The 24,325-nt window shown below is 73.8% G+C and carries 22 protein-coding genes; 7 read left to right on the plus strand and 15 right to left on the minus strand.

Features of this window, described 5'->3' with window-relative positions; translation table 11 throughout:
- Positions 1 to 424, plus strand: a 424-nt coding sequence (locus tag ACQRUO_RS20485) for a hypothetical protein (RefSeq protein WP_428317434.1), incomplete at its 5' end; no start/stop codon positions are given.
- A gap of 60 nt (positions 425 to 484) precedes the next feature.
- Here the strand turns inward: ACQRUO_RS20485 and hrpB are convergent.
- The gene (gene hrpB / locus ACQRUO_RS20490; protein WP_428317435.1) at positions 485 to 3,070 is read right to left on the minus strand and encodes an ATP-dependent helicase HrpB; all 2,586 of its coding nucleotides are present in this window, start codon (positions 3,068 to 3,070) and stop codon (positions 485 to 487) included.
- Positions 3,071 to 3,081: 11 nt separating this feature from the next.
- Complete coding sequence (locus ACQRUO_RS20495; RefSeq protein ID WP_428317436.1) at positions 3,082 to 3,936, minus strand: class I SAM-dependent methyltransferase; 855 nt, start codon at positions 3,934 to 3,936, stop codon at positions 3,082 to 3,084.
- Between the two features lie 428 nt (positions 3,937 to 4,364).
- On the opposite strand from ACQRUO_RS20495, the gene rpsA reads away from it, so the two are divergent.
- Together rpsA and ACQRUO_RS20505 are read left to right on the plus strand one after the other, a co-directional pair.
- Complete coding sequence (gene rpsA, locus ACQRUO_RS20500) at positions 4,365 to 5,855, plus strand: 30S ribosomal protein S1 (RefSeq protein WP_428317437.1); 1,491 nt, start codon at positions 4,365 to 4,367, stop codon at positions 5,853 to 5,855.
- Positions 5,856 to 6,085: 230 nt separating this feature from the next.
- Positions 6,086 to 8,299, plus strand: coding sequence for an MMPL family transporter (locus tag ACQRUO_RS20505; RefSeq protein ID WP_428317438.1), 2,214 nt, complete (start codon positions 6,086 to 6,088; stop codon positions 8,297 to 8,299).
- 50 nt (positions 8,300 to 8,349) lie between these two features.
- Here the strand turns inward: ACQRUO_RS20505 and ACQRUO_RS20510 are convergent, their stop codons facing one another.
- Complete coding sequence (locus ACQRUO_RS20510) at positions 8,350 to 8,502, minus strand: hypothetical protein (RefSeq protein ID WP_428317439.1); 153 nt, start codon at positions 8,500 to 8,502, stop codon at positions 8,350 to 8,352.
- 82 nt (positions 8,503 to 8,584) lie between these two features.
- Positions 8,585 to 9,040: a MarR family winged helix-turn-helix transcriptional regulator gene (locus tag ACQRUO_RS20515; protein ID WP_428317440.1), complete on the minus strand. Its 456-nt coding sequence runs from the start codon at positions 9,038 to 9,040 to the stop codon at positions 8,585 to 8,587.
- 36 nt (positions 9,041 to 9,076) lie between these two features.
- On the opposite strand from ACQRUO_RS20515, the gene ACQRUO_RS20520 reads away from it, so the two are divergent.
- Positions 9,077 to 9,739 (plus strand): MBL fold metallo-hydrolase, encoded by a 663-nt coding sequence (locus ACQRUO_RS20520; protein WP_428317441.1) that lies wholly within the window; start codon positions 9,077 to 9,079, stop codon positions 9,737 to 9,739.
- Positions 9,740 to 9,748: 9 nt separating this feature from the next.
- Positions 9,749 to 10,354, plus strand: coding sequence for a dephospho-CoA kinase (gene coaE / locus ACQRUO_RS20525; RefSeq protein WP_428317442.1), 606 nt, complete (start codon positions 9,749 to 9,751; stop codon positions 10,352 to 10,354).
- Positions 10,355 to 10,414: 60 nt separating this feature from the next.
- Here coaE and ACQRUO_RS20530 read toward each other — a convergent pair whose 3' ends face one another.
- From ACQRUO_RS20530 to ACQRUO_RS20570, 9 genes are all read right to left on the minus strand, one after another.
- A complete protein-coding gene (locus ACQRUO_RS20530; protein WP_428317443.1) occupies positions 10,415 to 10,855 on the minus strand; it encodes a MarR family winged helix-turn-helix transcriptional regulator in 441 nt (146 codons plus the stop codon).
- A 114-nt stretch (positions 10,856 to 10,969) separates the two neighbouring features.
- A complete protein-coding gene (locus ACQRUO_RS20535; RefSeq protein WP_428317444.1) occupies positions 10,970 to 11,812 on the minus strand; it encodes an SAM-dependent methyltransferase in 843 nt (280 codons plus the stop codon).
- Positions 11,813 to 11,920: 108 nt separating this feature from the next.
- Entirely contained in the window at positions 11,921 to 12,682 is a 762-nt protein-coding gene (locus tag ACQRUO_RS20540) for a hypothetical protein (RefSeq protein ID WP_428317445.1), read from the minus strand.
- Positions 12,683 to 12,859: 177 nt separating this feature from the next.
- Positions 12,860 to 13,300: a PPOX class F420-dependent oxidoreductase gene (locus tag ACQRUO_RS20545; RefSeq protein WP_428317446.1), complete on the minus strand. Its 441-nt coding sequence runs from the start codon at positions 13,298 to 13,300 to the stop codon at positions 12,860 to 12,862.
- A 5-nt stretch (positions 13,301 to 13,305) separates the two neighbouring features.
- Positions 13,306 to 14,019, minus strand: coding sequence for a 2OG-Fe dioxygenase family protein (locus tag ACQRUO_RS20550; RefSeq protein WP_428317447.1), 714 nt, complete (start codon positions 14,017 to 14,019; stop codon positions 13,306 to 13,308).
- Between the two features lie 48 nt (positions 14,020 to 14,067).
- Positions 14,068 to 15,360 carry an ATP-grasp domain-containing protein gene (locus ACQRUO_RS20555; protein WP_428317448.1) on the minus strand — a complete coding sequence of 431 codons (1,293 nt, stop codon included), beginning with the start codon at positions 15,358 to 15,360 and terminating at the stop codon, positions 14,068 to 14,070.
- 4 nt (positions 15,361 to 15,364) lie between these two features.
- The gene (locus tag ACQRUO_RS20560; RefSeq protein WP_428317449.1) at positions 15,365 to 16,633 is read right to left on the minus strand and encodes an ATP-grasp domain-containing protein; all 1,269 of its coding nucleotides are present in this window, start codon (positions 16,631 to 16,633) and stop codon (positions 15,365 to 15,367) included.
- A gap of 46 nt (positions 16,634 to 16,679) precedes the next feature.
- Complete coding sequence (locus tag ACQRUO_RS20565; RefSeq protein WP_428317450.1) at positions 16,680 to 17,933, minus strand: MFS transporter; 1,254 nt, start codon at positions 17,931 to 17,933, stop codon at positions 16,680 to 16,682.
- A 1-nt stretch (position 17,934) separates the two neighbouring features.
- A complete protein-coding gene (locus tag ACQRUO_RS20570; RefSeq protein ID WP_428317451.1) occupies positions 17,935 to 19,125 on the minus strand; it encodes an ATP-grasp domain-containing protein in 1,191 nt (396 codons plus the stop codon).
- 376 nt (positions 19,126 to 19,501) lie between these two features.
- On the opposite strand from ACQRUO_RS20570, the gene ACQRUO_RS20575 reads away from it, so the two are divergent.
- Complete coding sequence (locus ACQRUO_RS20575) at positions 19,502 to 20,416, plus strand: DUF6879 family protein (RefSeq protein WP_428317452.1); 915 nt, start codon at positions 19,502 to 19,504, stop codon at positions 20,414 to 20,416.
- A 113-nt stretch (positions 20,417 to 20,529) separates the two neighbouring features.
- Positions 20,530 to 21,570, plus strand: coding sequence for a LuxR family transcriptional regulator (locus ACQRUO_RS20580; RefSeq protein ID WP_428317453.1), 1,041 nt, complete (start codon positions 20,530 to 20,532; stop codon positions 21,568 to 21,570).
- Between the two features lie 79 nt (positions 21,571 to 21,649).
- On the opposite strand, the gene ACQRUO_RS20585 is transcribed toward ACQRUO_RS20580, so the two are convergent.
- The gene (locus tag ACQRUO_RS20585; RefSeq protein WP_428317454.1) at positions 21,650 to 23,071 is read right to left on the minus strand and encodes a uracil-xanthine permease family protein; all 1,422 of its coding nucleotides are present in this window, start codon (positions 23,069 to 23,071) and stop codon (positions 21,650 to 21,652) included.
- On the minus strand, positions 23,068 to 24,294 hold the full coding sequence (locus ACQRUO_RS20590) for a hypothetical protein (RefSeq protein ID WP_428317455.1): 1,227 nt from the start codon (positions 24,292 to 24,294) through the stop codon (positions 23,068 to 23,070). The genes ACQRUO_RS20585 and ACQRUO_RS20590 overlap by 4 nt, the downstream gene beginning before the upstream one ends.
- Between the last annotated feature and the right edge of the window lie 31 nt (positions 24,295 to 24,325).

The following is a 24,325-nucleotide window of genomic DNA, read 5'->3' on the forward strand; positions in this document are numbered from 1 at the left end:
CACGGCGCGCGCCACGCCCGCCCGGGGGCGGCCGGTCCCGCAGCCGGGCGGGTGGAACCCGCCGGCGGCCGGCCGGCTGGTGGGCGGGGTGTTCGCCGCCCTGCTGCTCGGCGGGGGGTTCGGCACGGCGTTCGGCGCGGGGCGGGTGGAGTTCCTGCTGATCATCATTCCGGCGCTGCTCTCGTTCAACGCGCTGGGCGCCACCCTGGCCATCCGCCGGGGCGTGGCACGGGCCGGACTCCAGCACCCGATGCTCTTCACCATCGCTGCCGCCGCCTGGCTCGGCGCCGCCTCGCTGACCGACCCGCACCACCTGCCCTACCTCGCGGCCTCCGTCGCCGCGGTGCTGTGCACCCTGCTCATCGCGGTGCTCGCCCGCCCCCGCCCGGCCGCCGCCCCCACCGGCCCCGGCCGGCACCGCTGACGCGCCCACCCCGGCCACCTCGGGGACCTCCGGGTCACCCGGGCCGGCGCGGGTGCGCCCTCACCTGCGGGGGTTCGCCCGCCTGGTCGGCTCCGCCGTGGTGGGGTCCTCGGGCCAGGGGTGGCGGGGGTAGCGGCCGCGGAGGTCGGCGCGGACGGCTGGGTAGCCCTGGCGCCAGAAGGTGGCGAGGTCGCCGGTGATGGCGGCCGGGCGGCCGGCGGGGGAGAGCAGGTGGATGGTGAGCGGGACCCGGCCGCCGGCCAGGGCGGGGGCGGCGGGCCAGCCGAAGAGCTCCTGGAGTTTGACCGCGAGCACCGGGCGCTCGGTGGCGTAGTCGATCCGGATCCGCGAGCCGCTGGGCACGGTGATCCGCTCGGGGGCCAGCTCGTCCAGCCGGCCGGCCTCGCCGGTGGCCCAGGGCAGCAGGCGGGGCAGGGCGCCGGCCACGTCCAGGCGTTCCAGGTCGGCGCGGCGGCGGGCCCGGGAGAGTTCGGGTTCCAGCCAGTGGTCGGCCGCGGCCAGCAGCGCCGCGTCGTCGACCTCCGGCCAGGGCGCCCCGAGCGCGTGGTGCAGGAAGGCGAGCCGGGCCCGCAGCGCGCGCGCCGCCTCGGACCAGCGCAGCAGCTCGCCGACCCCCTCGCGGGCCAGCCCGTCCAGCAGGGCGGCCCGGACCAGGGTCGGATCGGGGTCGGCGAGGGCGACGGAGTCCAGCTCCAGTGCGCCCAGCGCGGTGCTCCGGCGTGCGGCCAGGTCGCCGCGCCGGCTGCCGGGCGGCACCGCCCAGCGCACCTCGGCCCGCTCGGTGAGCAGGTGGGCGGCCGCGGTCCGGGCGGTGGACTCGTCGATCACCACCGCCCGCCGGATCCGGGCCGAAGGGGCGCCGGCGGGTCGGTCGGCGACGGCGACGGCGAGCCAGGTCGCGCCGGCGAGCGGGGAGCCGGGGGCGGCCTCGGCGGCGGTGCCGGAGGCCATCAGGAAGGCGCCGCCGCGGGCCCGGGCCACCCGCTCCGGGTGGGCGAGCGCCACCACCAGACCGGCCGCGGCCGCCTCGGGCAGGTCCGCTCCCGCCGCGTCGGCACCGGCCGACTGCCGCTGCAGCCGCCGCACCTCCTCCCGCCAGCGCGCCCCGTACCCGCCTGCCCCGGAACCCGAGCGCACCGTGCGCCACACCGCCAGCAGGTCGTCGCCCAGCTCCCGCGGGGGCTCCTCGGACAGCAGCGCCACCACCTCCGCCGCCCGCCGGGCGCCCACCAGCGACGCGCCGTCCAACAGGGCGCGGGCCAGCCGCGGGTGCAGCCCGGTGCGGGCCAGCCGGCGCCCGCGCGCGGTGGCCCGGCCGTCCGCGTCCACGGCGCCGAGCGCGGCCAGCGACTGCCGGGCGGCGGCCAGCGCACCGGCCGGCGGCGGGTCGGGCAGAGCCAGGCCGGCGGCGCTCGGGTCGCCCCAGCAGGCGGCGTGCAGGGCGAAGGCGGTGAGGTCGGCGAGCGCGATCTCGGGGGTGGGGAAGCGCGGCGCCCGGGCGTCGGCCACCTCGGCCCAGCAGCGGTAGACGGTGCCCGGCGCCTCGCGCCCGGCGCGGCCGGCCCGCTGCCGCCCGGCGGCCAGTGAGGCGCGCACGGTGACCAGCCGGCCGAGCCCGCGGGCGTGGTCGGTGCGGGGTTCGCGAGCCAGGCCGCTGTCCACCACGATCCGCACGCCCGGCACGGTCAGCGAGGACTCGGCGACCGAGGTGGCCAGGATGACCCGACGGTGGTCGGCGGCGGACAGCGCCGCGTCCTGCACGGCAGCCGGCGCCTGCCCGTGCAGCTGCAGCACCTCGGCGTCCACCCCGCCGAGCAGGCCGGCCACCCTGGCGATCTCGCCGACCCCGGGCAGGAAGCAGAGCAGGTCCCCGTGCTGTTCGGCCAGCGCCCGCCGGACCACGGCGGCGACGTGGGCCAGCAGCGCCGGGTCGGTGCGGGTGCCCTGCGGCGGGCGCACCTCGCGCGGCGGCGGCGCCCAGCGGACCTCGACGGGGTGCGCGCTGCCGTGCGCCTCGACCACCGGGGCGTCGTCGAGCAGCCGGGCCCAGGCCTCGGTGTCCGAGGTGGCGGAAGCGACCACCAGCCCCAGTTCGGGGCGCAGCGCCGCCCGCACGTCGAGCAGGAAGGCGAGCGCGGTGTCGGCGTCCAGGTGCCGCTCGTGGCACTCGTCCAGCAGCACCACGTCGACGCCGGGCAGTTCCGGGTCCCGTTGCAGGCGCTGCAGCAGCACGCCGGTGGTGACCACCTCGACCACGGTGTCCGGCCCGACGACCCGCTCGCCGCGCACCGTGTACCCGACCCGGCGGCCGACCGGTTCGCCGAGCAGCCAGGCCATCCGGCGGGCGGCGGCCCGCACGGCGAGCCGGCGCGGCTCGGCGACCAGCACCCGGCGGGCGGGGTCCGCAGCACCTGCAGCACCTGCAGCACCTGCAGCACCTGCAGCGCCCGCGGACCCCGCAGCGCCCTCGCCCACCAGGTGGGCCAGTGCCAGCGGCACCAGGGTGGTCTTGCCGGTGCCGGGCGGGGCGGCCAGCACCGCGGTGCCGGTGGTGTCGAGGGCGGCGTGCAGGGCGGGCAGCGCGGTGCGGACCGGGAGGTCGGCCGGGCGAGGGGATGGCAGCACCACCCCAGTATTCAGCCCCGCCGGCTGACGAAGATCGCCGTCCCCGGGATGTGCCGCCCGCGCAGCGGGCTCCAGCCGCCCCACTCCTGGGTCAGCTCGGCCGGCCACTCCGGTTCGACCAGGTCGAGCAGGGTGAAGCCGGCCGCCACCAGTTCGCGCACCCGGTCGCCCAGGGTGCGGTGGTGCTCGACGTAGTTGGCCCGGCCGCTCTCGTCCTGCTCGACGTAGGGCGTGCGGTCGAAGTAGGAGGCGCTCGCGGTGAGGCCCTCGGCGCCCGGCTCGTCGGGGAAGGCCCAGCGGATCGGGTGGGTGACCGAGAAGACCCAGCGCCCGCCGGGCCGCAGCACCCGGTGGACCTCGCGCATCAGCTGGCCGGTGTCGGCGCTGAACGGGACCGCGCCGTAGGCGGAGCAGGCCAGGTCGAAGGAGCCGTCGGCGAACGGCAGCACGGCCGCGTCGGCCTGCACCAGGGCGACGGGCGGCTCGTCGCGGGACAGGTCGATCCGGCGGGAGTGCTGGAGCTGGCGGTGGGAGATGTCCAGCGCCACCGGGCGGGCGCCCCGGGCGCGCAGCCAGCGCGCGCACTGGGCGGCGCCGGCGCCGAGCTCCAGCACGTCGCGCCCGGCCAGGTCGGCGGTCGGGCCGAGCAGCTGGGCGGCGGCCTCGTCCAAGCCCTCGGGGCACCAGGTGAACCGGTCGTCGCCGAGGAAGGCGCCGTGCTCGTCCTGGTACTCGTCGGCGTTGCGGTCCCACCAGTGGCGGCTGGCCCGGGAGCTCTCGGCGGCCGGAGCCGGGCGACGCAGCGCGATGTCCTCGTCACCGTCCGGATCGGCGCCGTGGGTGCCAGGGGGGGTGTCAACGGTCATGATGCGCCTCGCGTATGGTAGGGGCTGCGGAAAGCGCCGCTGTCTGGCACGCCCCTGTGGGGCGGATCAGGCGGTGGCATCCGGGGAGCGGGCCCCGACGGTTGCCACTCCGCACGCCGGTCGGCGTGGGGTGCGCAGGTGGAGGATATGGCCTGATCCATACCGGCCTGGTAGGTTGCGTCGCCTTCGGCGTTGACCGTGCCTGGCTGTCCCCGTATGCTACAAGTTGCGCTGCGGGCCTGCGCGCCTCGGACGGAGCAGGTCGCGCTCGCATCTGTCGAAGACCCCACGGTCGCAAGACGGACCTCATCCCGGTTGTTCGGGTTGATGGGCCGTGCTCTTGGCTGTCCGGCTTTCGGTGGGAGCGAATCGGGCCCCCGCGTGGCATTACCTACGACTTTCATGTCCGTACCGGAGCCCTTTTCCTAATGACGAGCCCCACCGACACCTCTGTCAGCACCACCCCGCAGGTTGCGGTCAACGACATCGGCGACGCGGAAGCCTTCCTCGCCGCGATCGACGAGACCATCAAGTACTTCAACGATGGCGACATCGTTGAGGGCGTCATCGTGAAGGTCGACCGTGACGAGGTGCTCCTCGACATCGGTTACAAGACCGAGGGTGTCATCCCGTCTCGCGAGCTCTCGATCAAGCACGATGTCGACCCCCACGAGGTTGTCTCCGTTGGTGACAACATCGAGGCCCTGGTTCTCCAGAAGGAGGACAAGGAGGGTCGTCTGATCCTGTCCAAGAAGCGCGCGCAGTACGAGCGCGCCTGGGGCACGATCGAGAAGATCAAGGAAGAGGACGGCATCGTCACCGGTACCGTCATCGAGGTCGTCAAGGGTGGTCTCATCCTCGACATCGGCCTCCGCGGCTTCCTCCCGGCCTCGCTGGTCGAGATGCGTCGCGTCCGCGACCTGCAGCCCTACGTGGGCAAGGAGCTCGAGGCCAAGATCATCGAGCTGGACAAGAACCGCAACAACGTGGTCCTGTCCCGCCGTGCCTGGCTGGAGCAGACCCAGAGCGAGGTCCGCCAGACCTTCCTCACCACCCTGCAGAAGGGCCAGGTGCGCTCCGGCGTCGTCTCCTCGATCGTCAACTTCGGTGCCTTCGTGGACCTGGGTGGCGTCGACGGCCTGGTGCACGTCTCCGAGCTGTCCTGGAAGCACATCGACCACCCGTCCGAGGTTGTCGAGGTCGGCCAGGAGGTCACCGTCGAGGTCCTCGACGTCGACATGGACCGCGAGCGCGTCTCCCTGTCGCTGAAGGCGACCCAGGAGGACCCGTGGCAGCAGTTCGCCCGGACCCACCAGATCGGCCAGGTCGTCCCGGGTAAGGTCACCAAGCTGGTTCCGTTCGGTGCGTTCGTCCGCGTGGACGAGGGCATCGAGGGTCTGGTCCACATCTCCGAGCTGGCCGAGCGCCACGTGGAGATCCCGGAGCAGGTCGTCCAGGTCGGCGACGAGATCTTCGTCAAGGTCATCGACATCGACCTCGAGCGTCGTCGCATCAGCCTCTCGCTGAAGCAGGCCAACGAGTCCCTCGGTGCCGACCCGGCGTCGGTCGAGTTCGACCCGACCCTGTACGGCATGGCCGCCTCGTACGACGACCAGGGCAACTACATCTACCCGGAGGGCTTCGACCCCGAGGCGAACGACTGGCTGCCCGGCTACGAGAAGCAGCGTGAGGAGTGGGAGCGCCAGTACGCCGAGGCGCAGGCCCGCTTCGAGCAGCACCAGGCCCAGGTCATCAAGAGCCGTGAGGCCGACGCCGAGGCCGCTGCCGAGGCCGGCGACGCGGTTGCCGCCGCTGCCGGTGGCAACTACTCCTCCTCCAGCGACGAGGGCGCCGGCGCCCTCGCCTCGGACGAGGCGCTGGCCGCCCTGCGCGAGAAGCTGGCCGGCGGCCAGAGCTGATCACGCGGTGGTCGAAGCTGAGCTGAGCTCCAGCTGACACCCAGTGGGCCCCCACCCGGAGTGACCGGGTGGGGGCCCACTGTCGTTTTTCCCCGGTTTTCGGTCGATGGCAACCGTTTGATGTGATAAGGGGCTCATCGCGATCTTATGGGTGTTTTAGGACAGAGCGCCTAGCGTGGGATGAACTGCCCGACGGGCTCCCCCGCCCCGCACGCTAGGCAATCCGCTTGATGCGACTTCACGCTGCGCCCGCTGCGCCTGCTGCCGCTCCCGGCAAGCTCGCCACGCTGGGTCGCTTCTGCCACCGCCACCGTCGCTGGGTGCTCGCCTTCTGGGTGGCCGTCCTCGCGCTCGGGGTGCTGATCGGCGGCCGGGTCTTCGAGGGCTCGGTCACCAACACCTCCTCCGGCGGGTACGAGTCGGTCCGGGGCAGCAACCTGGTCGCCGCCGCCGACCCGGCCGCCGGGACCGTGACCGCGGTGGTCGACGGCAAGCCGGTGGACAGCCCGCAGGTGCGCGACGCGGTCACCGCGGCCGCCGCCGACCTGGCCAAGCTGCCCGGTGTGCTCTCGGTCTCCGACGCCTACCAGAGCGGGCAGCAGGCGCTGCGCAGCACCGACGGCTCGGCGAGCCTGGTCACCGTGCGGATGGCCGCCGACTCCAGCACCGCGCAGCAGCAGGCGGTCAGCCAGGCGCTGACCGCGATGCAGCCGCCCGGCACCCACGTCACGGTCGGCGGCGACCTGGTGCTGCAGCACGAGGTCAAGGCGCAGACCGCCTCCGACACCCGGTTCGGCGAGATCGTCACGCTGCCGTTGACCCTGGTCGTCATGGTGCTGGTCTTCGGCGGGCTCGCCGCGGCCAGCCTGCCGGTGATCGGTGCGGTCGCCTCGGTCGGCGGGGCGCTGCTGGCGATGTTCGGCTTCAGCCAGATCATGGACATCGACACCACGGTGCTGCCGATCGCCACCGTGCTGGGCCTCGGGCTCTCCATCGACTACGCGTTGCTGATGGTCAACCGGTTCCGCGAGGAGAAGGGCGCCGGTGCCGAGCCGGCCGTGGCGGTGGAGCGGACCGCCGCGACCGCCGGGCGCACGGTGGCCTTCTCCGGCCTGACCGTGGCGGTCGCGCTCAGCGGCCTGTTCGTCTTCACCAGCCCGGTCTTCCGGGCGGTGGCCGCCGCCGGGGTCAGCGTGGTGGTGATCGCCGTGCTGGCCGCGCTCACCCTGGTGCCCGCGCTGCTCGGGTTCGCCGGGCACCGGATCAAGCCGCCCAAGCACGCCGAGCCGGACGAGGGCTTCTTCGCCCGCACCGTGCGCCGGGTGCAGCGGCGCGCGGTGCCGGTGGCACTGGTCTGTGTGGCCCTGCTGATGGCCGCCGGCGCGCCCTTCCTGAGCGCCGACATGCGCTCCACCGGCGCCGCCGTGCTGCCCACCAGCTCGGCCGGGCGGCAGGTCTCGGACACCGTCGACGCCCGCTTCCCGCAGCTGGCACCGGCGCCGGTGACCGTGGTGGTGCAGGGCAGCGAGCAGGACGGCGCGCAGGCCGCCCGGCAGTACGCAGCCGACGTGGTGGCCAAGCTGCCGGGCGTGGCCGGGGTGCGCGCGGTGCAGCCGGCCGGGCCGGACCTGAGCACCGTCGAGGTGCTGGTGCACGGCGACCCGCAGGGCGCGCAGGCCAAGCAGGTGGTGGACGAGCTGCGGGCCGACCGCGGCGGGCTGACCACCTACGTCACCGGGGACGCCGCCGGTGTGGTGGACTTCCAGCACGAGCTGGCCGACCGCGGGCCGTGGGCGCTGGGGCTGGTCGCGGCCGGCACCCTGGTGCTGCTCTTCCTGATGACCGGCTCGCTGGTGATGCCGGTCAAGGCGCTGCTGATGAACCTGCTCTCGCTGGGCTGTTCGCTCGGCGCGCTCACCATGGTCTTCCAGCACGGCTGGTTCAGCGGGCTACTCGGCTTCACCCCGACCGGTGGGCTGGAGACCTTCATCCCGGTGCTGGTCTTCGCCTTCGCCTTCGGCCTCTCGATGGACTACGAGGTCTTCCTGCTGGCCCGGATCAAGGAGCTGCGCGACCAGGGCTACGGCTGCAAACAAGCCGTCCAGCTCGGCCTGCAGCGCAGCGGTCGGATCATCACCTCGGCGGCGCTGCTGATGGTGATCGTCTTCGCCGGGTTCGCGGCCGGACAGATGCTGATGGTCAAGGAGATGGGCATCGCGCTGGCGGTGGCCGTGGCGGTGGACGCCACCCTGGTCCGCTGCCTGCTGGTGCCGGCCATGATGTCGCTGTTCGGCGAGTTCAACTGGTGGGCGCCCAAGCCGCTGCGCAAGCTGTACGCCCGGTTCGGGCTGCGCGAGCACGTGGCGCTGCCGCCGCTGGAGGTGGCGGCCGGCGCCTCGGTGCCCGGGCCGCGCAGCCCGGAGCCGTCGGCCGCGCGGGTCTGAGGGCGGGCTGTCAGGGGTCTGAGGGCCGGGCGAGCTCCGTAAGAGGGACCCTAGTCGCCGAGTGAGCAGTTGTTGCCGAAGCCGGAGTTGGTGGCGGCGCCGAGGTCGGCCGTGACGCCGCAGGCGGAGGCCGCGCCGGCGCCGGTGAGGATCAGGCCGCACAGGGCGGCGGCGACCAGGAGCGAGTTGCGCAGGGAGATCACGCGAGGTCCTTAGGGCTGGGGGGACGGGTGCGCCCTGCTAACGCGCGAGCCGCGGCAAAGGTAGTGGGGTCGGCGGCCGGGGTCAGCCGATCCGGCGCAGCAGCTCGACCGCCGCGCGCAGGGTGGCCTGCTCCGGGTCGGTCAGCTCCCGCTCGATCGCGGTGGCCAGGTGCACCTCGCGGCGTCGGCGCTGCTCGTGGAGGGTGGCCCGGCCGGCCTCGGTGGCGGTGAGCACCAGCTTGCGCCCGTCGGTGGGGTGGGGCTCCTGGCGGATCAGGCCGGCCTGGAGCAGCAGCGTGACGGTGCGGGCCATCGACTGGTGGCGCACCCGCTGGCGGTCGGCGAGCTCGGCGGTGGTGTGCGGGCCCTCGCGGACCAGCCAGCCGAGGGCGCCGGCCTGGCTCTGCGGCAGGGCCGACTCGGCGTGCCGCACCTGCCGGACCAGGTCGCCCAGGGCGGCCCGCAGGTCGGCGGCGAGCTGGAGGGTGGCGGGCGCGGGGGCCTCGGCGGTGGGGTCCTGAGGGTGACTGATATTCACAGGCCAACTGTACAGCTCTGCTGTATGGTCTGCCTCATGAGTCCTCTCGAACTGACCAAGTACGGGCACGCCTGCGTACGGATCGAGCACCACGACACCACGCTGGTCATCGACCCGGGGCTGTTCACCGAGCCCGAGGCGGTCGCCGGCGCCGACGCGCTGCTGATCACCCACGAGCACTTCGACCACTTCACCGAGGAGCAGGTGCGCGCCGCGCTGGCGGCCAACCCGGGCCTGCGGATCTGGACCAACGGCGCGGTCGCCGAGCAGTTGACCGGCCTGGGCGCCGCGGTCACCGTGGTCGGCGACGGCGATGCGTTCGACGTCGGCGGGATCGACGTCTCGGTGCACGGCGAGTGGCACGCGGAGATCCACCGCGATGCGCCGGCGGTGAAGAACATCGGTTTCCGGCTGGCCGGCGGCCGGCTCTTCCACCCCGGCGACGCGCTCACCGTGCCGGAGCACCCGGTGGACACCCTGCTGCTGCCGCTGGCCGGCCCGTGGAACAAGATCGGCGAACTGGTCGACTACGTGCGGGAGGTCAGGCCGGCCCGGGTGCTCGGCATCCACGACGCGGTGCTCAGCGAGATCGGGCGGCAGATCGGCGCGCGCTGGCTGGGCGAGGAGCACGGCCCCGGCACCGGTGCGCCCTACGCCTTCCTGCAGCCCGGCGAGAGCGTGCTGCTGGACGCTGTGTAGTCTGCCGCCATGCGGAAGATCGGACTCACCGGTGGCATCGGGGCGGGCAAGAGCGCGGTCGCGGACCTGCTGGTCTCCTACGGTGCCGTGCTGATCGACTCCGATCTGATCGCCCGTGAGGTGGTGGCCCCCGGCACCCCGGGACTGGCCGCGGTGGTCGAGGAGTTCGGCCCCGGCGTGCTGGGCGCCGACGGCGCACTGGACCGGCCCGCACTGGGCGCGATCGTCTTCGGCGACCAGGCGCGGCTGGCCGCGCTGAACGCCATCGTCCACCCGCTGGTCCGGGCCCGCTCGGCCGAGCTGGAGGCCGCCGCCGCACCCGAGGCGGTCGTGGTGCACGACGTGCCGCTGCTCGCCGAGAACGGCCTGGCCGGGCTCTTCGACCAGGTGATCGTGGTCGACGCGAGCGAGGCGGTGCGCCTGGACCGGCTGGTCCGGCTGCGCGGGATGGCCGAGTCCGAGGCCCGCGCCCGGATGGCCGCCCAGGCGAGCCGGGACGAGCGCCTCGCGGTCGCCGACCTGGTGGTGGAGAACAACGGCTCACGGGCGGAGCTGGCGCAGCAGGTCAAGGCCGCGTGGGAGCAGTTGACCCGGCCCGCGCCGCCGGCTGAATGAGGTCCCAGCAGTTGCCGTAGCGGTCGGCGAAGACCGCCACCGTGCTGCGTTCGGCTGACGTCAGGCCGCCGGGTTCGCCTGCTGGGCCTCCAGGTTGGCGCACATGCGGGCCAGGGTGGCGGTGGTGGCCGTGTACTCCTCCGGTGTGATGCCCGACATCAGGGCGACCCGGGCTTCGAGGATGGCGTGTTCGACCTGGGTGTGTGCCGTGTCGCCCGCCGGGGTCAGGGCGTAGCTGCCCGCGACCCAGCCGAGGTCGGCCAGGTCGCCGGTGACCTCGGCCAGCCGGATCGCGCCCTCGCCCCAGAACGGGAGCAGCTTGCCGCTGAGCGTGGCCTCGTCGTTCGGGCCGCTGGTGGCGAGGGTGTGCAGCACCTGCCAGTGGCGCCGGGTGAGGCGGCGGTCGAAGCGGACCAGGACCTCGTCGAAGTGGCCGTCGAGCAGGTCGTCGAGGAGCTTGACGTAGTAGCCGATCGGCTTGAGCTCGGTCGGGGCGGTCATGCCGGCCTCCAGGCACGGGGAAGGGGGTCGACCACGAGCGTGACCGAGCACGCTGGGGGCCGACTGGAGCAACTCCCGGCTTCCGACCCCCAGCCCTGCGCCCCCTGGCCGAGGTCAGCCGGGCTTGCGCGCGACGCCCGCCCAGAAGGCGGTGCGCGCGTCGGTGTCGGCGGGCGGCTGGTCCGGGCGCCACTGGGCGACGGTGACCAGCCCGGGCGGCAACAGCTCCAGCCCGTCGAAGAAGCGGGCCACCCGGTCCCGCTCCCGCAGTGTCAGCGGGGCGGCCGTGCTGCGGTAGATCGCCGAGCCCCTGCCGCGGGCCGGCTCCGGGGCGAAGTCGCCGGTGGCGTGCGAGAGCGCCAGGAAGCTGCCCGCCGGCAGGGCCTCGACCAGTCGGCGGACGACCGCGTGCGGGGCGTCCGCGTCGTCGAGGAAGTGCAGCACCGCGAGCAGCAGCAGCGCCACCGGCTCGCCCGGCTCCAGCAGCCGGGCGATCACCGGGTCGGCCAGGATCGCCGCCGGGTCGCGCAGGTCCGCGTGGCGCACCGCGGTGGTGCGGCGGGCCGGGCCGGCGAGCAGCGCACGGCCGTGGGTGAGCACGATCGGGTCGTTGTCGAGGTAGGCGACCTGGGCGAGCGGGTCCACCTGCTGGGCGATCTCGTGGGTGTTGCCGTCCGTCGGTATCCCCGTCCCGACGTCGATGAAGCGCCGCACCCCCAGCAGCGCCAACTCCCGTACCGCGCGCCTAAGGAAGGCCCGGTTGGCGCGGGCGCTGATCCGCACCAGCGGACCGAGCGCCAGCACCTTCTCGGCGGCGGCCCGGTCGGCCGGGAAGTTGTCCTTGCCGCCCAGGTAGTAGTCGTACATCCGGGCCGGGTGCGGGATCTCCGGGTGCAGGTCGGCCGGTGGTGGTGGGGCCTCGTCGCCCCAGCCCATCCAGTGCTGATGATCGGTCATCACGTGTTCCCCCGTGGACAGTTGCCTGTTGGGGAGAGGGTAAGGCCGGTGGCCCGGATGCGCGCCTGGTCTGCGGGAACTGGCACGCACCGGGGCACTCGGGGCGCGTCAGGGGTGGTAGAGCTCGTCGATGGAGGTGATGGTGTTGCCGGGGCCGAGGGTGACGGCGTACTTGTTGCCGTAGCAGCGGTAGGGCGACGGGTTCGCGCCCGGGGTGGTCAGGCAGGCGCCGGCGACCTTGAGGAAGGTCTGCTCGGAGACCGCGCCCGGCTGCAGGGGGGCCAGCAGGTGGAAGGTGGCGCCGGCGGCGAAGGTGTACTGGGACGCGGCGCCCGCGCCCTGCCAGTAGCCGTCGTCCGGGACGTCGGGGCCACAGAAGAACTGGGCCTTCTGCGCCGTCAGCGTGCCGTCGGGGGCCACCCCGGTCAGCTGGATCACCGTGCCGATGTTGGCCTCCGCCCGCGCGGTGCAGTCGTCGGTCGGGGTGGGGCCGGCGACCGGGCTGGTCGAGGGGGCGGCGCTCGACGACGGCTTGGCGCTCGGCGAGGGCTTCGCGGTCGGCGACGGCTTGGCGGAGGTGCTGGGCCTGGCCGTCGGCGCCGGCGTCGCCGCGGTGGGGGCGGGGGTGGGCCCGTGCGAGGCGGCGGCGGATCCGGTGGGCGCGGGGGTGGGCGCGGCGCTGCCGGGCGGGGTGGCGACGGGACCGGTCGTGGCGGGGGCAGAGGCGATCGGCGCGGTGCTGCCGCTCGGCGAGGCCGGCACCGGTGTGGGTCCGGCGCTCGTGGTGGAGTCCGGCCCGCACGCGGTCAGGGCGAGTGCGGCCAGACCCAGCACGGCAGAGGTGGCGAGTGAGGTGCGGCGAAGTGACATGAGTGGGTCCCCCCAGGGAGTCGGCCGGCCGCCCGGTCGGGCGGTCATCCTCTCTACGCAGTGGGAGGCCGGACAGGTTGATCCCGGGACAGTTCTGTGACAAACGAATCTGCCGGCAAGCCGACGGCCCGGACCGCGGGTGCGGTCCGGGCCGTTCGGCTGCGCGGTGGGGCGGACTCAGTCGCTGATCCCCTGGTGGGCGATGACGTGGTCGATGGTGGCGCGGACCAGGTACTCGCCCGGGACCGAGTTGCGCCGGCCGTACTCGTCCGCGCGCTCGCGGCCCATGTAGCGGGCGCCGATCCGGGTGGCCCAGCTCAGCAACTCCGCCGGGTCCTCGGTGAGCCGCGCGGTGCACTCCAACATCGCGTAGCCGTAGGGCGCCTCCTGGTCGTCCACGCAGAGGGCGAAGCGCGGGTCGCGGTGCAGCGCCGCGGCCTTGACCGAGCGGTGCCAGGTGGTGAACACCAGCTCCGGCCGCTGCCCGCCGGTGTGGTCCAGCAGGAACCAGACCGGGGTGACGTGCGGGCGGCCGTCCTTGCGGAGGGTGGCGAGCTTGCCGGTGCGGGTGCCCGCCAGGACGAACTCCTGCCACTGGGCGTCGGTCATGGGCTTCATGACGGTCAGTGTCCCTCGCCGAGCGGGAAGAAGTCGATCAGCATCATGTCGCGCACCCCGAGGTCGACGCCGGGCGTCGGGGCGACGGCCGACACGCCGTGGAAGACCCGCCGGTCGTCGATCACGATGGACTCGAAGGGCTGCACCAGGGTGGTGCGGAAGATCGGCCGGCGGTCGCGGTCGTACAGCTGCGACTCGCCGCCGCCCACGCCCGACCGGTTGACCAGGACCTGGGCGACGAAGTGGTGCCCGTCCTCGTGGATGCCCTCGGGCGCGGGCGGCCAGGCCTCGTCGGGGCGGGCCAGGATGCGGATCTGGTGCACGCCGACCGCGCCCCGGGCGGTGTCGAAGTCGCCGGGCAGCACCCGCAGGAAGGTCGACACGATCGTCTGCAACACCGCCGAGCCGGCCACCCGTTCGCGCATCGGCGGGAACCGCCGGGCGATCCCGCCGAACACCGCGTTCACCTGCGTGCTCTGCTCGAAGACGACCGGGCCGGTCGGCAGCAGCCGGTCGCCGGCCAGCTCGAAGCGGGCGTAGCGCCGTTGCCGGAAGGTCGCGCCGTCCTTGAGGTACTCGTCCACCGGCAGGTCGTCCCAGGAGGCGGTGAACTCCTTGCGCTCCCATTCCGGGTGGCCGGCCAGGGCGTTGGTCAGCAGATTGGCGGAGAAGTGGCGGTAGGGCAGGGTGTGGGCCGGGGCGATCGAGGTGATGGTCATGTCGGTTCTCCTGGGTGGGGGTGTGGGGTGGGCGGCAGGCGGTGCGGGTCAGGCCCGGCCGGCGGACAGCAGCTGCGGCTGCGCCTGGTCCGCCTGGTCTGTCTCGTCTCCCTCGAGCGGCACCGCGGCGACCCGGAACGCCGCCGCGGTGGCGGCCACGGCCCGCTCCACGTCGCCGCTGCGGGCGCCGCGGAACCGGAACCGGCCGCCGACGTGCTCGTAGTAGGCGTCGGCCCGTGGCAGCACGCCGCCGACCGGGAGCAGCGCCTCCGCGTAGGGGCCGTCGGGCCGGCCGGTCATCGGGGTCACCTCGACGATCCGGCACGGCCGGGCCGCGGGCGCCGGGACCAGCAGGAAGCCGGCCAGCTCCCCGCCCGTCCGCTCGGGCACCGTCGGGACCGGGCGGCCCAGTTGCAGTTGGAAGGCGGCGTCCATCAGGTCGTAGCCGTGCACCTCGCGCCAGAGGAAGGGGATCTCGGCCCCGCCGACCCGGGCGCCGACCTCCAGGAAGCTGCACCGGGGCGGGCCGGCCGCGGTGTCGACGAACAGCTCCAGGTGGAAGACCAGCGGGGCGTCGGTGAGCGCTCCCAGGTAGGCCCTGGCGCTCTCGGCGATGGCCGCGTTGATCGCCGGGTCGTCCTCCTCCACCGAGCCCAGCGCGTCCCCGCTGCGGAAGCCCAGGCAGGTGTTGAGGTACCGGGAGCCGCGGCAGACCAGCAGCTCGGTGCCGGTGAAGACGCCGTCGACGTGGTAGATCTGCCCGGGCTGGAAGCGCTGCACCATCATCGGCCGGTCGGCCAGGTCGAGCGCGGCGACCTCCGCGGGGCCGTCGACCTTGACCACGCCGTCGCTGGAGCTGCCCAGGATGGGCTTGACCACCACCGGCCAGCCGTGCGCCTGCCCGAACTCCAGCACCGAGGCGGCGTCGGTGACCAGCGCGAAGTTGGGGATCTCGAGGCCGGCGGCGGCGACGGCCGAGGCCATCAGGTACTTGTCCCGGAACCGGGTCAGGTCCGCCACCCGGGGGCCGGGGACCTCCCACTCCTCGCGGAGCTGGGCGGCGATCAGCAGGTCGTCCTCCTTGAGCGCCACGATGGCCTGCGGCCGGCCGTGCCGGGCGATCAGCTCCTGCAGCGCGGGGCGGACCTCGGCCGGGTCGTCGGTGGCGCGGACCACGCGGACGTCGTGCGCCTGCGCGGGCACCGAGGCGAGGCCGATCTCGGTGCTGAGGTAGCTGACCCGGTGGGTGGCGTGGTCGAGGTACTCGGCGTACCGGGCGTACTGCTCCTGCCAGCGGTTGACGACGATGACGTGCGGGCGCGGGTGCTGGGTGGCGGACATCGGGTCAGCCCTCCTGTCCGGTCGGGGCGGCCAGCTCGTACATCCCGTGGCCGTCGAGGTACTGGATGGTGTTGGTGTCCCGGCGGACCACCTCCTCGATCTCGTGGAAGAGGCGCACGAAGCCGACGTAGGTGCTGTCGTTGACGGTCGGCACCACCTCGCCGCCGTCCGGCACGAACCGGGACAGGTCGTGGAAGCTCTCCAGGGCCTCGATCTCCGCCTGGTGGCGCAGCGAGCGCAGCGTGCCGGCCGCCGGGGCGACCAGGCCGACCGAGGAGAAGTGCCGCTCGATCCGGTACTCCTCCTCGCAGCGGGCGCGGAACCGCTCGGGCCGCAGGTAGGCGTCCACCGTCCAGGTGAACGGCGATTCGCCGCAGGCCAGTTGGACGAAGTGGGGCAGGTCGCCGCCGCAGATCCGGGCGCCCATCTCGATCAGCACCGGGCCCTGGGCGGTGAGCTTGAGCTCCAGGTGCGCGGGGCCGTGCCGCACGCCGAGCGCGTCGAGCACCTCGAAGGCGTACTCCACCAGCCGGTCCTGCAACTCGCCGCGGCGCGGCAGCAGGTAGACCGAGTTGCTGATGTCGTGGACGCCGTTCACCGAGATCCGGGTGGTGGCCATGATGTCGGTGACGTGGTGGCGCCCGTCCCGGCTGACCGTGTTGACCATGTACTCGCCGCCGAACAGGTGCTCCTGGGCGACCACGGCCACGTTCCGCTCGGCGAACATGTTCTCGGTGCCGGTCAGGGCCCGGAAGGCGGCGGCGCTCTGCTCGGGCGTCTCGCAGAACCAGATGCCGTCGTTGCCGGCGCTCTTCAGCGGCTTGACCACCACCCGGCTGCCCAACTGCTCGTGCCAGCGGACGAGTTCCTCCTCGCTGGTGGCCAGCAGCTGGCGGGCGCCGCGCACGCCGGCCGCCTTGATGGTCTCGATCATGGTGAACTTGTCGCGGCGGGCGGCGCTCAGCTCGGTGCCGTTGGTGGGCAGCTCCAGCGCCTCGCTGAGCCGGTCGGCGAACTCCACGCCGAGCTCGCCGCCGGCGAAGACGGCCGCCGGCCGGTAACTGCGCAGCGCGCGCAGCGTCTCCTCGAGGTCGCCGGTGTGCACGATGTTGTCGGCGTAGAGGGTGGGGTCGACCGAGCCGGCGAAGGCGGGCGGCACCTCGGCGGTGCTCTGCACCCGGATGCACTCGTAGCCGGCCTTGCGGAACTCCTCGGGGAAGAAGCGCGCCGCGGCGAACGGGTCGACGATGGCGACGTAACGCTTGTCGGACATGGGAACTCCGGTTGTTCGGGATCGGTGGGTGGGGTGGCGGGGGCGCTCAGGCGGCGGAGACGCCGGAGGAGGAGGCCTCGGCGGGTCGTGCGGCCGGCGCCGGCCGTGCGTCGGGGCGTGCGGTGCGCGGCAGTCGGCTGCCGGCGAGCAGGGCCGCGGTGGAGACGGCGGCGCTGGTCAGGGCGACCGTGGTGAAGGCCCACAGCGGCCCGCGGGAGTCCATGACCGCGCCGGCCAGCGGTGCGCCGAGGCTGTTGCCGAGGGTCATCGCGGCGCTGTAGCAGCCCATGACGACCCCGCGGGTGCCCGGGTCGGCCTGCTTGCTGGCGGCGCTCGCGGTGGCCGCGAAGGCGGGCGAGCAGAGCGCGGCCGGCAGGGCCATCGCCAGGCAGAGCCAGCGCCAGTCGCCGCTGGCCAGGCCGCCGAGCAGGGTGGCCAGGCCCACCAGCAGGGAGATCACCGCCGCGGCCGGCGGGCGCTTGAGCGTGCCGTAGCAGAGCGCGCCGAGCAGCGAGCAGAAGCCGCAGACCGTCAGGACCGGGGCGGCCCACTGGACCTGGCCGGCGTGCCGCAGCCCGCCGACGATCGCGCTCTCGTACCCGGCGGTGGCCAGGGTGGTGGCGGTGGTGGCGGCCAGCACCGGGAGCAGCCCGGGCTTGATGCAGGCGCGCAGCGGGATGCGGGCCGGCCGGTCGCCGGCCGCGGCGCCTGCCCTGGTGGTGTCGCGGACCACCGGGTTGAGCAGCGCCAGGCCGATTCCGGCGGTGGCGACCAGCAGGCCCAGGCCGCGCATCGCGGTGGCGCCGGAGACCGCGGTCGCCACCGTCACCCCGAGGGCCGGGCCGACCATGTAGGAGATGTTCGAGGTCATCGCGTCCAGTGCGAAGCCGGTGGAGCGCTGCTCCTCGGGCAGGGCGATGGCCAGCCGCAGTCGGACGATCGCGAAGCCGGGCAGGTTCAGTAGACCGCAGCCCAGGCCGGCCGCGACCAGCGCGGGGTAGGGCAGTGACGGGCCCAGCTCCCAGAAGAGGAGTTGGCCCAGCACGGAGGCGGCGAGCAGCGGGCGGACGCCGAAGCGGTCCATCAGCCGGCCGTGCAGCGGACCGCCGACCGCGACGCCGACCGTCCAGACGGTGATCGCCAGGCCGGCCTCGCCGAAGCCGCGGTGCAGGCCGATCACCACGCCCAGGTTGAGCACGACCGGGACCGCCACCACGGCGATCTTGGCGAAGAAGCCCAGCAGCATCAGCGGGGTGATGCCGGGGTGGGCGAGGATCCTGCGGTAGCGGGTGAGGGCCATGTCAGCCGTCCGATCCGGTGCTGGCGGGTGCGACCCCGACGGCGAGCGCGATCTGCCGCAGGAACTCCGGTTCGGCGAAGCGGTGGCGCCGCCGCAGGGATTCGAGCTTGGCGGGCAGTTGCGGCAGGTCGTCGAGCTCGCAGGTGATGATCATGTTGGGGTGTTCGACGCCGTCGATGGTGAGCGTCTGGGTGCGCACCACGTCGAGTTCGGTGAGCACGTCGGCGACGAACTCCGGGGACAGCTCGCGGACCGGGAACTGCAGCGCCACCCGTTGCAGCGCGCCCAGGCCGGCGGTGTCCCGCGGCGGCCAGTCGCCGGTGAGCACCGAGACCAGGCAGTCGTAGGTGTTGAAACCGGTGGCGGCGATGCACGGGGTGGTGGTGCCGGTGACCCGGGGGTTGATCTCCAGGATCTGGTAGACGCCGTCCTGGTAGATCATGTCGAGCCCGATCGCGCCCTGCAGGTCCAGCTCGCGGCAGAGCTCGACCAGCTTGGCCGCCACCGGGGCGAAGGCCGCGTCGTGCTCGGCGCGCGGCGCCACGTAGCGCAGCCGGCCGAAGTTGAAGACCGGGCCGAGTTCCGCGGGCCCCTGCCAGACCACCGGCTGCACCACGTACCGGCCACGGGCGCCGACCACCTCCACCGAGCAGATCTCCCCGGGCACGCAGCGCTCCAGGATGAAGTTCCCCGCGTGCCGCTGCTCCAGGTGGCGGACCAGCTCGGCCTCGCCGGAGATCGGCACCATGCCGGCGCCCATGCAGTCCCACAGCGGCTTGCTGATCACCGGGTAGCCCAGGTCGGCGACCTGGAGCAGGATCGAGTCGAGGTAGGCGGGGATGGCCAGCCCGCGACCGGCCAGCACGTCGTTGTCGACCAGCACGCCCTGCGGCGTGTCGAAGCCGCGCTCGACCAGCAGCCGCTTGGTCTCCCACTTGTTGGCGGTGAGGCTGGTGGCGGCCACGCTGTGGATGACCATCGGGATGCCGAGTGGCTCCAACTTGCGCTTCACCACCGCGTCGCGCAGGGCGTTCTCATCCGCGATGGAGAGCGAGACGACGCCGTCGGCGCCCCACTCCACCACCTTCTTGGCGAGCTCGTCCGGCGAGATGTCGGACGGTATACGTTCCGCCTCGCCGGGGAAGTCGCCGGGTCCACACGAACCATCGGTGTAGAACAGCCTGGCGGTCACGCCGGTGGTTTCGAAGCGATCGGCCAGTGCCGTCAGGAAGGGTTTGGTCTGCTGAATCTCAATGGAACGCAGGAAAGCGATTTTCCGCATCGTCCGTCAGCCTCCGAGGATCCGGTGCCCTTTCCAGGGCCCTCTCTTGCAGCGCGTTGTGACGACCATGTCAGCCGGCGCCGGCGCTGTGGAGAGATACTCGGTGTCCTAAGGTTCCCCGACCGGAAGAGGTTCTCGACAAATGGAGCATTCTCGGACAGAGGGAGAGGCGGGCGGCACCGCACCACAGGCGCCTTGGCTGGCTCTGTACGCGTGGGTGCTCCGCCGTGGCACGCTGCTCGACGGAGCCCGGGCGATGCTCGAACTCGACTTGGAGGAATCGGAGTTGGCTGAGCATCGGGAGACCCTGCTGCGGCTCGGCCTGCTGCTGCCGACCGGTCGGCAGGGCGAGCTGGCGCCGGCCGACCCGGCGATAGCCGAGATCCTGTTGCGCACGCCGCTGGAGGCGGAGATCCACCGCCGGCAGCAGGAGTTGGCCCGGATCCACGAGCAACTCCAGCCGCTCGCCTCGCTGTTCGCCGAGCGCACCATGAGCAGCCGGCGTGACCAGGGCGTCCGCTGCCTGGACGACCCGTCGGAGGTGCGCCGGGAGCTGTCGATGATGACCAGGCTCTGCGCCCGGGAGATGGTGAGCATCCAGCCCGGCGGCGGCCGCAATCCGGACACCCTGCGCGGGATCGTCGCGGAGAGCCGGGGCATGCTGGAGCGCGGGGTGCGGCTGCGCACCCTGTACCAGCACACCGCGCGGGCCAGCCTCGCCACCCAGACCTACGTCCGCGAGGTCAGCGCGGCCGGCGCCCAAGTGCGCACCACCGCCGAGATGTTCGACCGGCTGATCATCTTCGACGGGGAGACCGCGTTCGTGCCCCAGGCGCGCGCCAACGGCCTTGCGCAGGGGGCCTCCATCGTCACCGATCCGACCGTCGTCGGCTTTCTCTGCCGGATGTTCGAGAGCGCCTGGGATTCCGGGATGCCTTTCGAGAGCGAACCGGGGGAGTACCACCACACGGCCGAGCGGCTGCGCGCCTCGATGCTGAAACTGATGGCCGCCGGACTGAAGGACGAGGCGGTCGCCAAGCGCCTGGGGATGACGGCGCGGACCTGCCGCCGCTACATGAAGGAGATCATGGACGATTTGGGTGCGACGAGCCGTTTCCAGGCGGGCTACAAGGTATGGCGGCTGGGGCTGCGGCTGGAGCGGGCGGAAGTCGCGGAGGGCGAGGACTGGCCCGGGGAGTGAGCGGACGAAGCAAACCGGACGGCGGAAAGCAGACTGATGGTCTGTCAGGTACATGGGCTAGACTCGGGTTCGCTCCAAAGTGATCACCACAACTGTTCAACTGGAGTTGGTACATGTACTCGCAGTTGCCATCGGCGCCGATTCCCAGCTCGAAAGCGCGTGAGACCTACGTGGAGCTGCTGCGCCGGAGTTGCCGGCAGGGCGACGGCACGGCGGACCGGCCGACCGGGCCCGAGGAGTCGCAGCAGCCGCAGGCCGCCCCGCCGGTGGACCACGAGACGCTCCAGGAACTCCTGTTCATGGGCATGGTCGACCCGGACGCCTCCTGCCCCGAGCAGGTGGTGGCGGTCGACCCCGGGATCGTCGAGGCCCGGCTCGGCGCACTGCTGCGCTCCTCGGCGCTGAGCATGCTGGAGGAGGCCCGCAGCCTCACCGACCTGCTGCGCCCGCTGATGGCCGACGCACGGCGGGCCACCGGCCCGGTCGGCTCCGAACTGTTCACCCGGATCGAGGGCAAGGCCGCGATCAGCGCGATCGTCAACGAGACGGTGCAGCAGTGCAGTCGCCAGCTCCTCACCGCGCAGCCGGGCGGCGGCCGGCCGGCGGGCACGCTGGACGCGGTGCGCCGCCAGACCACCGTCCTGCTGGAGCGCGGGGTGGAGGTGCGCACGCTCTACCAGCACACCGCCTGGCACGACGGGCCGACCCGCGACTACGTGAGCGAGATGACCGGCCTGGGCGGCGAGTACCGCACCCTCGACCAGTTCTTCGACCGGCTGATCGTGGTGGACCACCGGATCGCCTTCATCCCCGCCGACACCGACCGCTCGCACGCGGTGGTGATCCGGGAGCCGGCCGTGGTGCGCTTCCTCGCCGACGTCTTCGAGCGCAACTGGCAGCGGGCCAAACCGTTCTACGGCTCGCGCACGCCGAACGAGTCCAGCCACATCAGCGCCGAACTGCGCGAGACCATCATCCGCTGCCTGATCGACGGCGACAGCGACAGCGCCATCGCCCGCCGGATCGGCCTGAGCACCCGCGCCTACTCCACCCACCTGGCGCGGCTCAAGGCCGAGTTCAAGGTCGAGACCAGGTTCCAGCTGGGCTACCAGCTGGGTCTGCTGGAGGCGGCCGGAAAGCCGGAGGGGGAGTGAGGCGATCGGTGGATCGCCGCACTCCCCCTCCGGTGGGTGCCGGTTGACCTGCTGTGCTGCCGATCGGACGTGCTGCCGATCAGCTGTGCTGTGGTTCGGCGGCCCGGTGGTGCTGCGCGGCCGGCCGGATCCGCGGGGCGCCGGCCCGGGCGCGCTCGGCGCGCCGGCGCCCGGCGGCCAGCGCGTGGTGGCCGAGCACCGTCACCAGGGTGCCCAGCGCGATCCCGCCCACCGAGAAGTGACCGGCCACCCGCAGCGAGACCCCGCCGATCCCGATCACCAGCCCGGCGGCGACCGGCACCAGGTTGGTCGGCTCGGCGAAGTCCACCCCGGCCCTGATCCAGATCCTGGCGCCGAGCAGCCCGATCATCCCGTACAGCACCACGGTGATGCCGCCGAGCACCCCGCCGGGCGTTGCCGCCACCAGCGCCCCGAACTTGGGACAGAGCCCGAAGCCCAGCGCCGCCAGGGCGGCCGCCCAGTACGCCGCGGTGGAGTACACCCGGGTGGCGGCCATCACGCCGATGTTCTCCGCGTAGGTGGTGGTCGGCGCCCCGCCGACGGCCGAGGAGAGCGCGGTGGCCAGGCCGTCGGCGAACAGCGCCCGGCCCAGCAGCGGGTCCAGGTCGGTGCCGGTCATCTCGCCGACCGCCTTGAGGTGGCCGGTGTTCTCCGCCACCAGCGCGATCACCCCGGGCAGCACCAGCAGCGCCGCGGAGGCCGAGAAGCTCGGCGCGTGCAGCTGCGGCAGCCCGAACCAGTGCGCCGAGCCGACCTGGGACCACTGCACCCGCAGGTGCCGGTGCACCGCGCCGGTGGCGTCCGGCGCGGTGATCGGGCCGCCGAGCCGGTCCAGCAGCCAGGAGAGCGCGTAGCCGAAGACCAGCCCGAGGAAGACCGCCAGCCGGCTCCAGAAGCCGCGCAGCAGCACGGCGGCCGCCACCACCACGGCCAGCGTGGCCAGCGCCACCCACTGGTCCTGCGGCCAGTACACGGTGGCCGCCACCGGCGCCAGGCTGAGGCCGATCAGCGCCACCACGGCCCCCGCCACCACCGGCGGGAAGAGGCGGTTGACCGGCCCGGGACCGACCCGCCGCACCACCAGTCCGACGCCGGCCAGCACCAGCCCGGCCACCAGCACCGCGCCGGTCACCGTGGCGGTGCTGCCGCCGGCGGCCCGGATCGCGGCCACCCCGCCGACGAAGGAGGCGCTGGTGCCCAGGTAACTGGGCACCCGGCCCTGCACCACCAGCAGGAAGAGCACGGTGGCCGCGCCGGACATCATGATCGCCAGGTTGGGGTCGAGCCCCATCACCACCGGGAAGACGAAGGTGGCGCCGAACATCGCCACCACGTGCTGGGCGCCCAGGCCGACGGTGCGCGGCCAGGACAGCCGCTCGCCGGGCGGCACGGCCGCCCCCGGGCGCGGCGCGCGCCCGTCGCCGTGCACCTGCCAACCGATGCCGAGCCGCCGGCGCAGCTCGCTGATCCCTGCTCTCATGTCGTCCTCCCGAACGGCTCGACTCTGCTGGTGATGCCTGCCACGGCCTGGTCGGCCCAGGCCTCGGCCCGGGCGGCGTCCTCGGCCAGGACGATCAGGTGCCCGAGGCGGGTGCTGCCGGCGCCGGCGTCGCCCACCCGGTCGCCCGGCTCCCGGTAGGAGCGGACCACCGCCAGGTGCGGGCCGGCCGCCAGGCCGTCGAAGCCGCGGAAGACGCCGCTCCGGTCGGTGCTGATGAAGCGCAGCGCGGCGGCCCGGTCGCGGTCGGGGCGCAGGTCGGGCCAGTCGCCGAGGGCGGCCAGCAGGTGCGCCCGCGCCGTGCTCATCCCGGTGGCCTGTTCGAGCAGCTGCATGGTGGGCTGGGCGGCCGGTACCGGGACGATGCCGAGCACCTGCACGCCGTGCGCGGTCACCCGGACGCTGGTGTGGGCGACCCCGTCGCGCAGGCCCAGGGCCGCCACCGCCGCCTCCACCGCGGCGAACACGGCCGCGGTGGCGTGCAGGTCGAGGCCGGCGGGCACGGTGAAGCCGGTGGTGCGGCGCTGCGGACCGGGGGTGCACCGGATCCGCACCACCGGCAGGTGCCGGCAGAGCCCCCGGTGCAGCACCGTGTCGATGCCGAACTCCGGTCCGGCCAGGTACTCCTGGACCAGCAGCGCGGGCGCCGGGCGCCCGCCGCCGGGCGGTGGCGCGAGGGGCCGCCCGCGGATGGGCCGGCGCAGCCGCGCCAGCTGGGCGGGCTCCGCGACCAGCACCGCCTCGCCCGTGCTGCTCACGGGCGAGGAGACCAGCACCGGGTACGTCCAGCCGGCCGCGTGCAGCCGGGCGAGCGCCTGGGCGCCGTCCGCGGCGCCGAGTGTGCGCGGGACCGGCACGCCGTGGCGCTGCAGCGCCAGCGCCGTGCGCCAGCGGTCGTGCCCGGCCCCGACGGCGTCGGGGTCGTGGCCCGGCAGGCCCAGCCGGCGGGCGAGTTCGGCGGCCGGCCGGGCCAGGTCCGCCCGGCCGGCCGCGACCGCCTCGATCCCGGTCCGGGCGCAGTACGCGGCGAGCCGGTCGAGGGCCTTGGCCGAGCGGAAGTCGGTCCGGACGGCACCGGCCGGGCCCGCCTGCGGGGCCGCCCGGTCGGTGGCGAGGTGCACCGCCACGTCGAGGCCCTGCGCCGCCCGGACCAGCTGCTCGACCGTGCTGCCCGTCGCGCCGAGCAGCAGCACCGCTCTGGTCACGCGGCGCCCGCCTTCCGGGGCGCGCGGACGG

The organism is Kitasatospora sp. LaBMicrA B282 (assembly GCF_050325825.1).
GTDB lineage: Bacteria > Actinomycetota > Actinomycetes > Streptomycetales > Streptomycetaceae > Kitasatospora.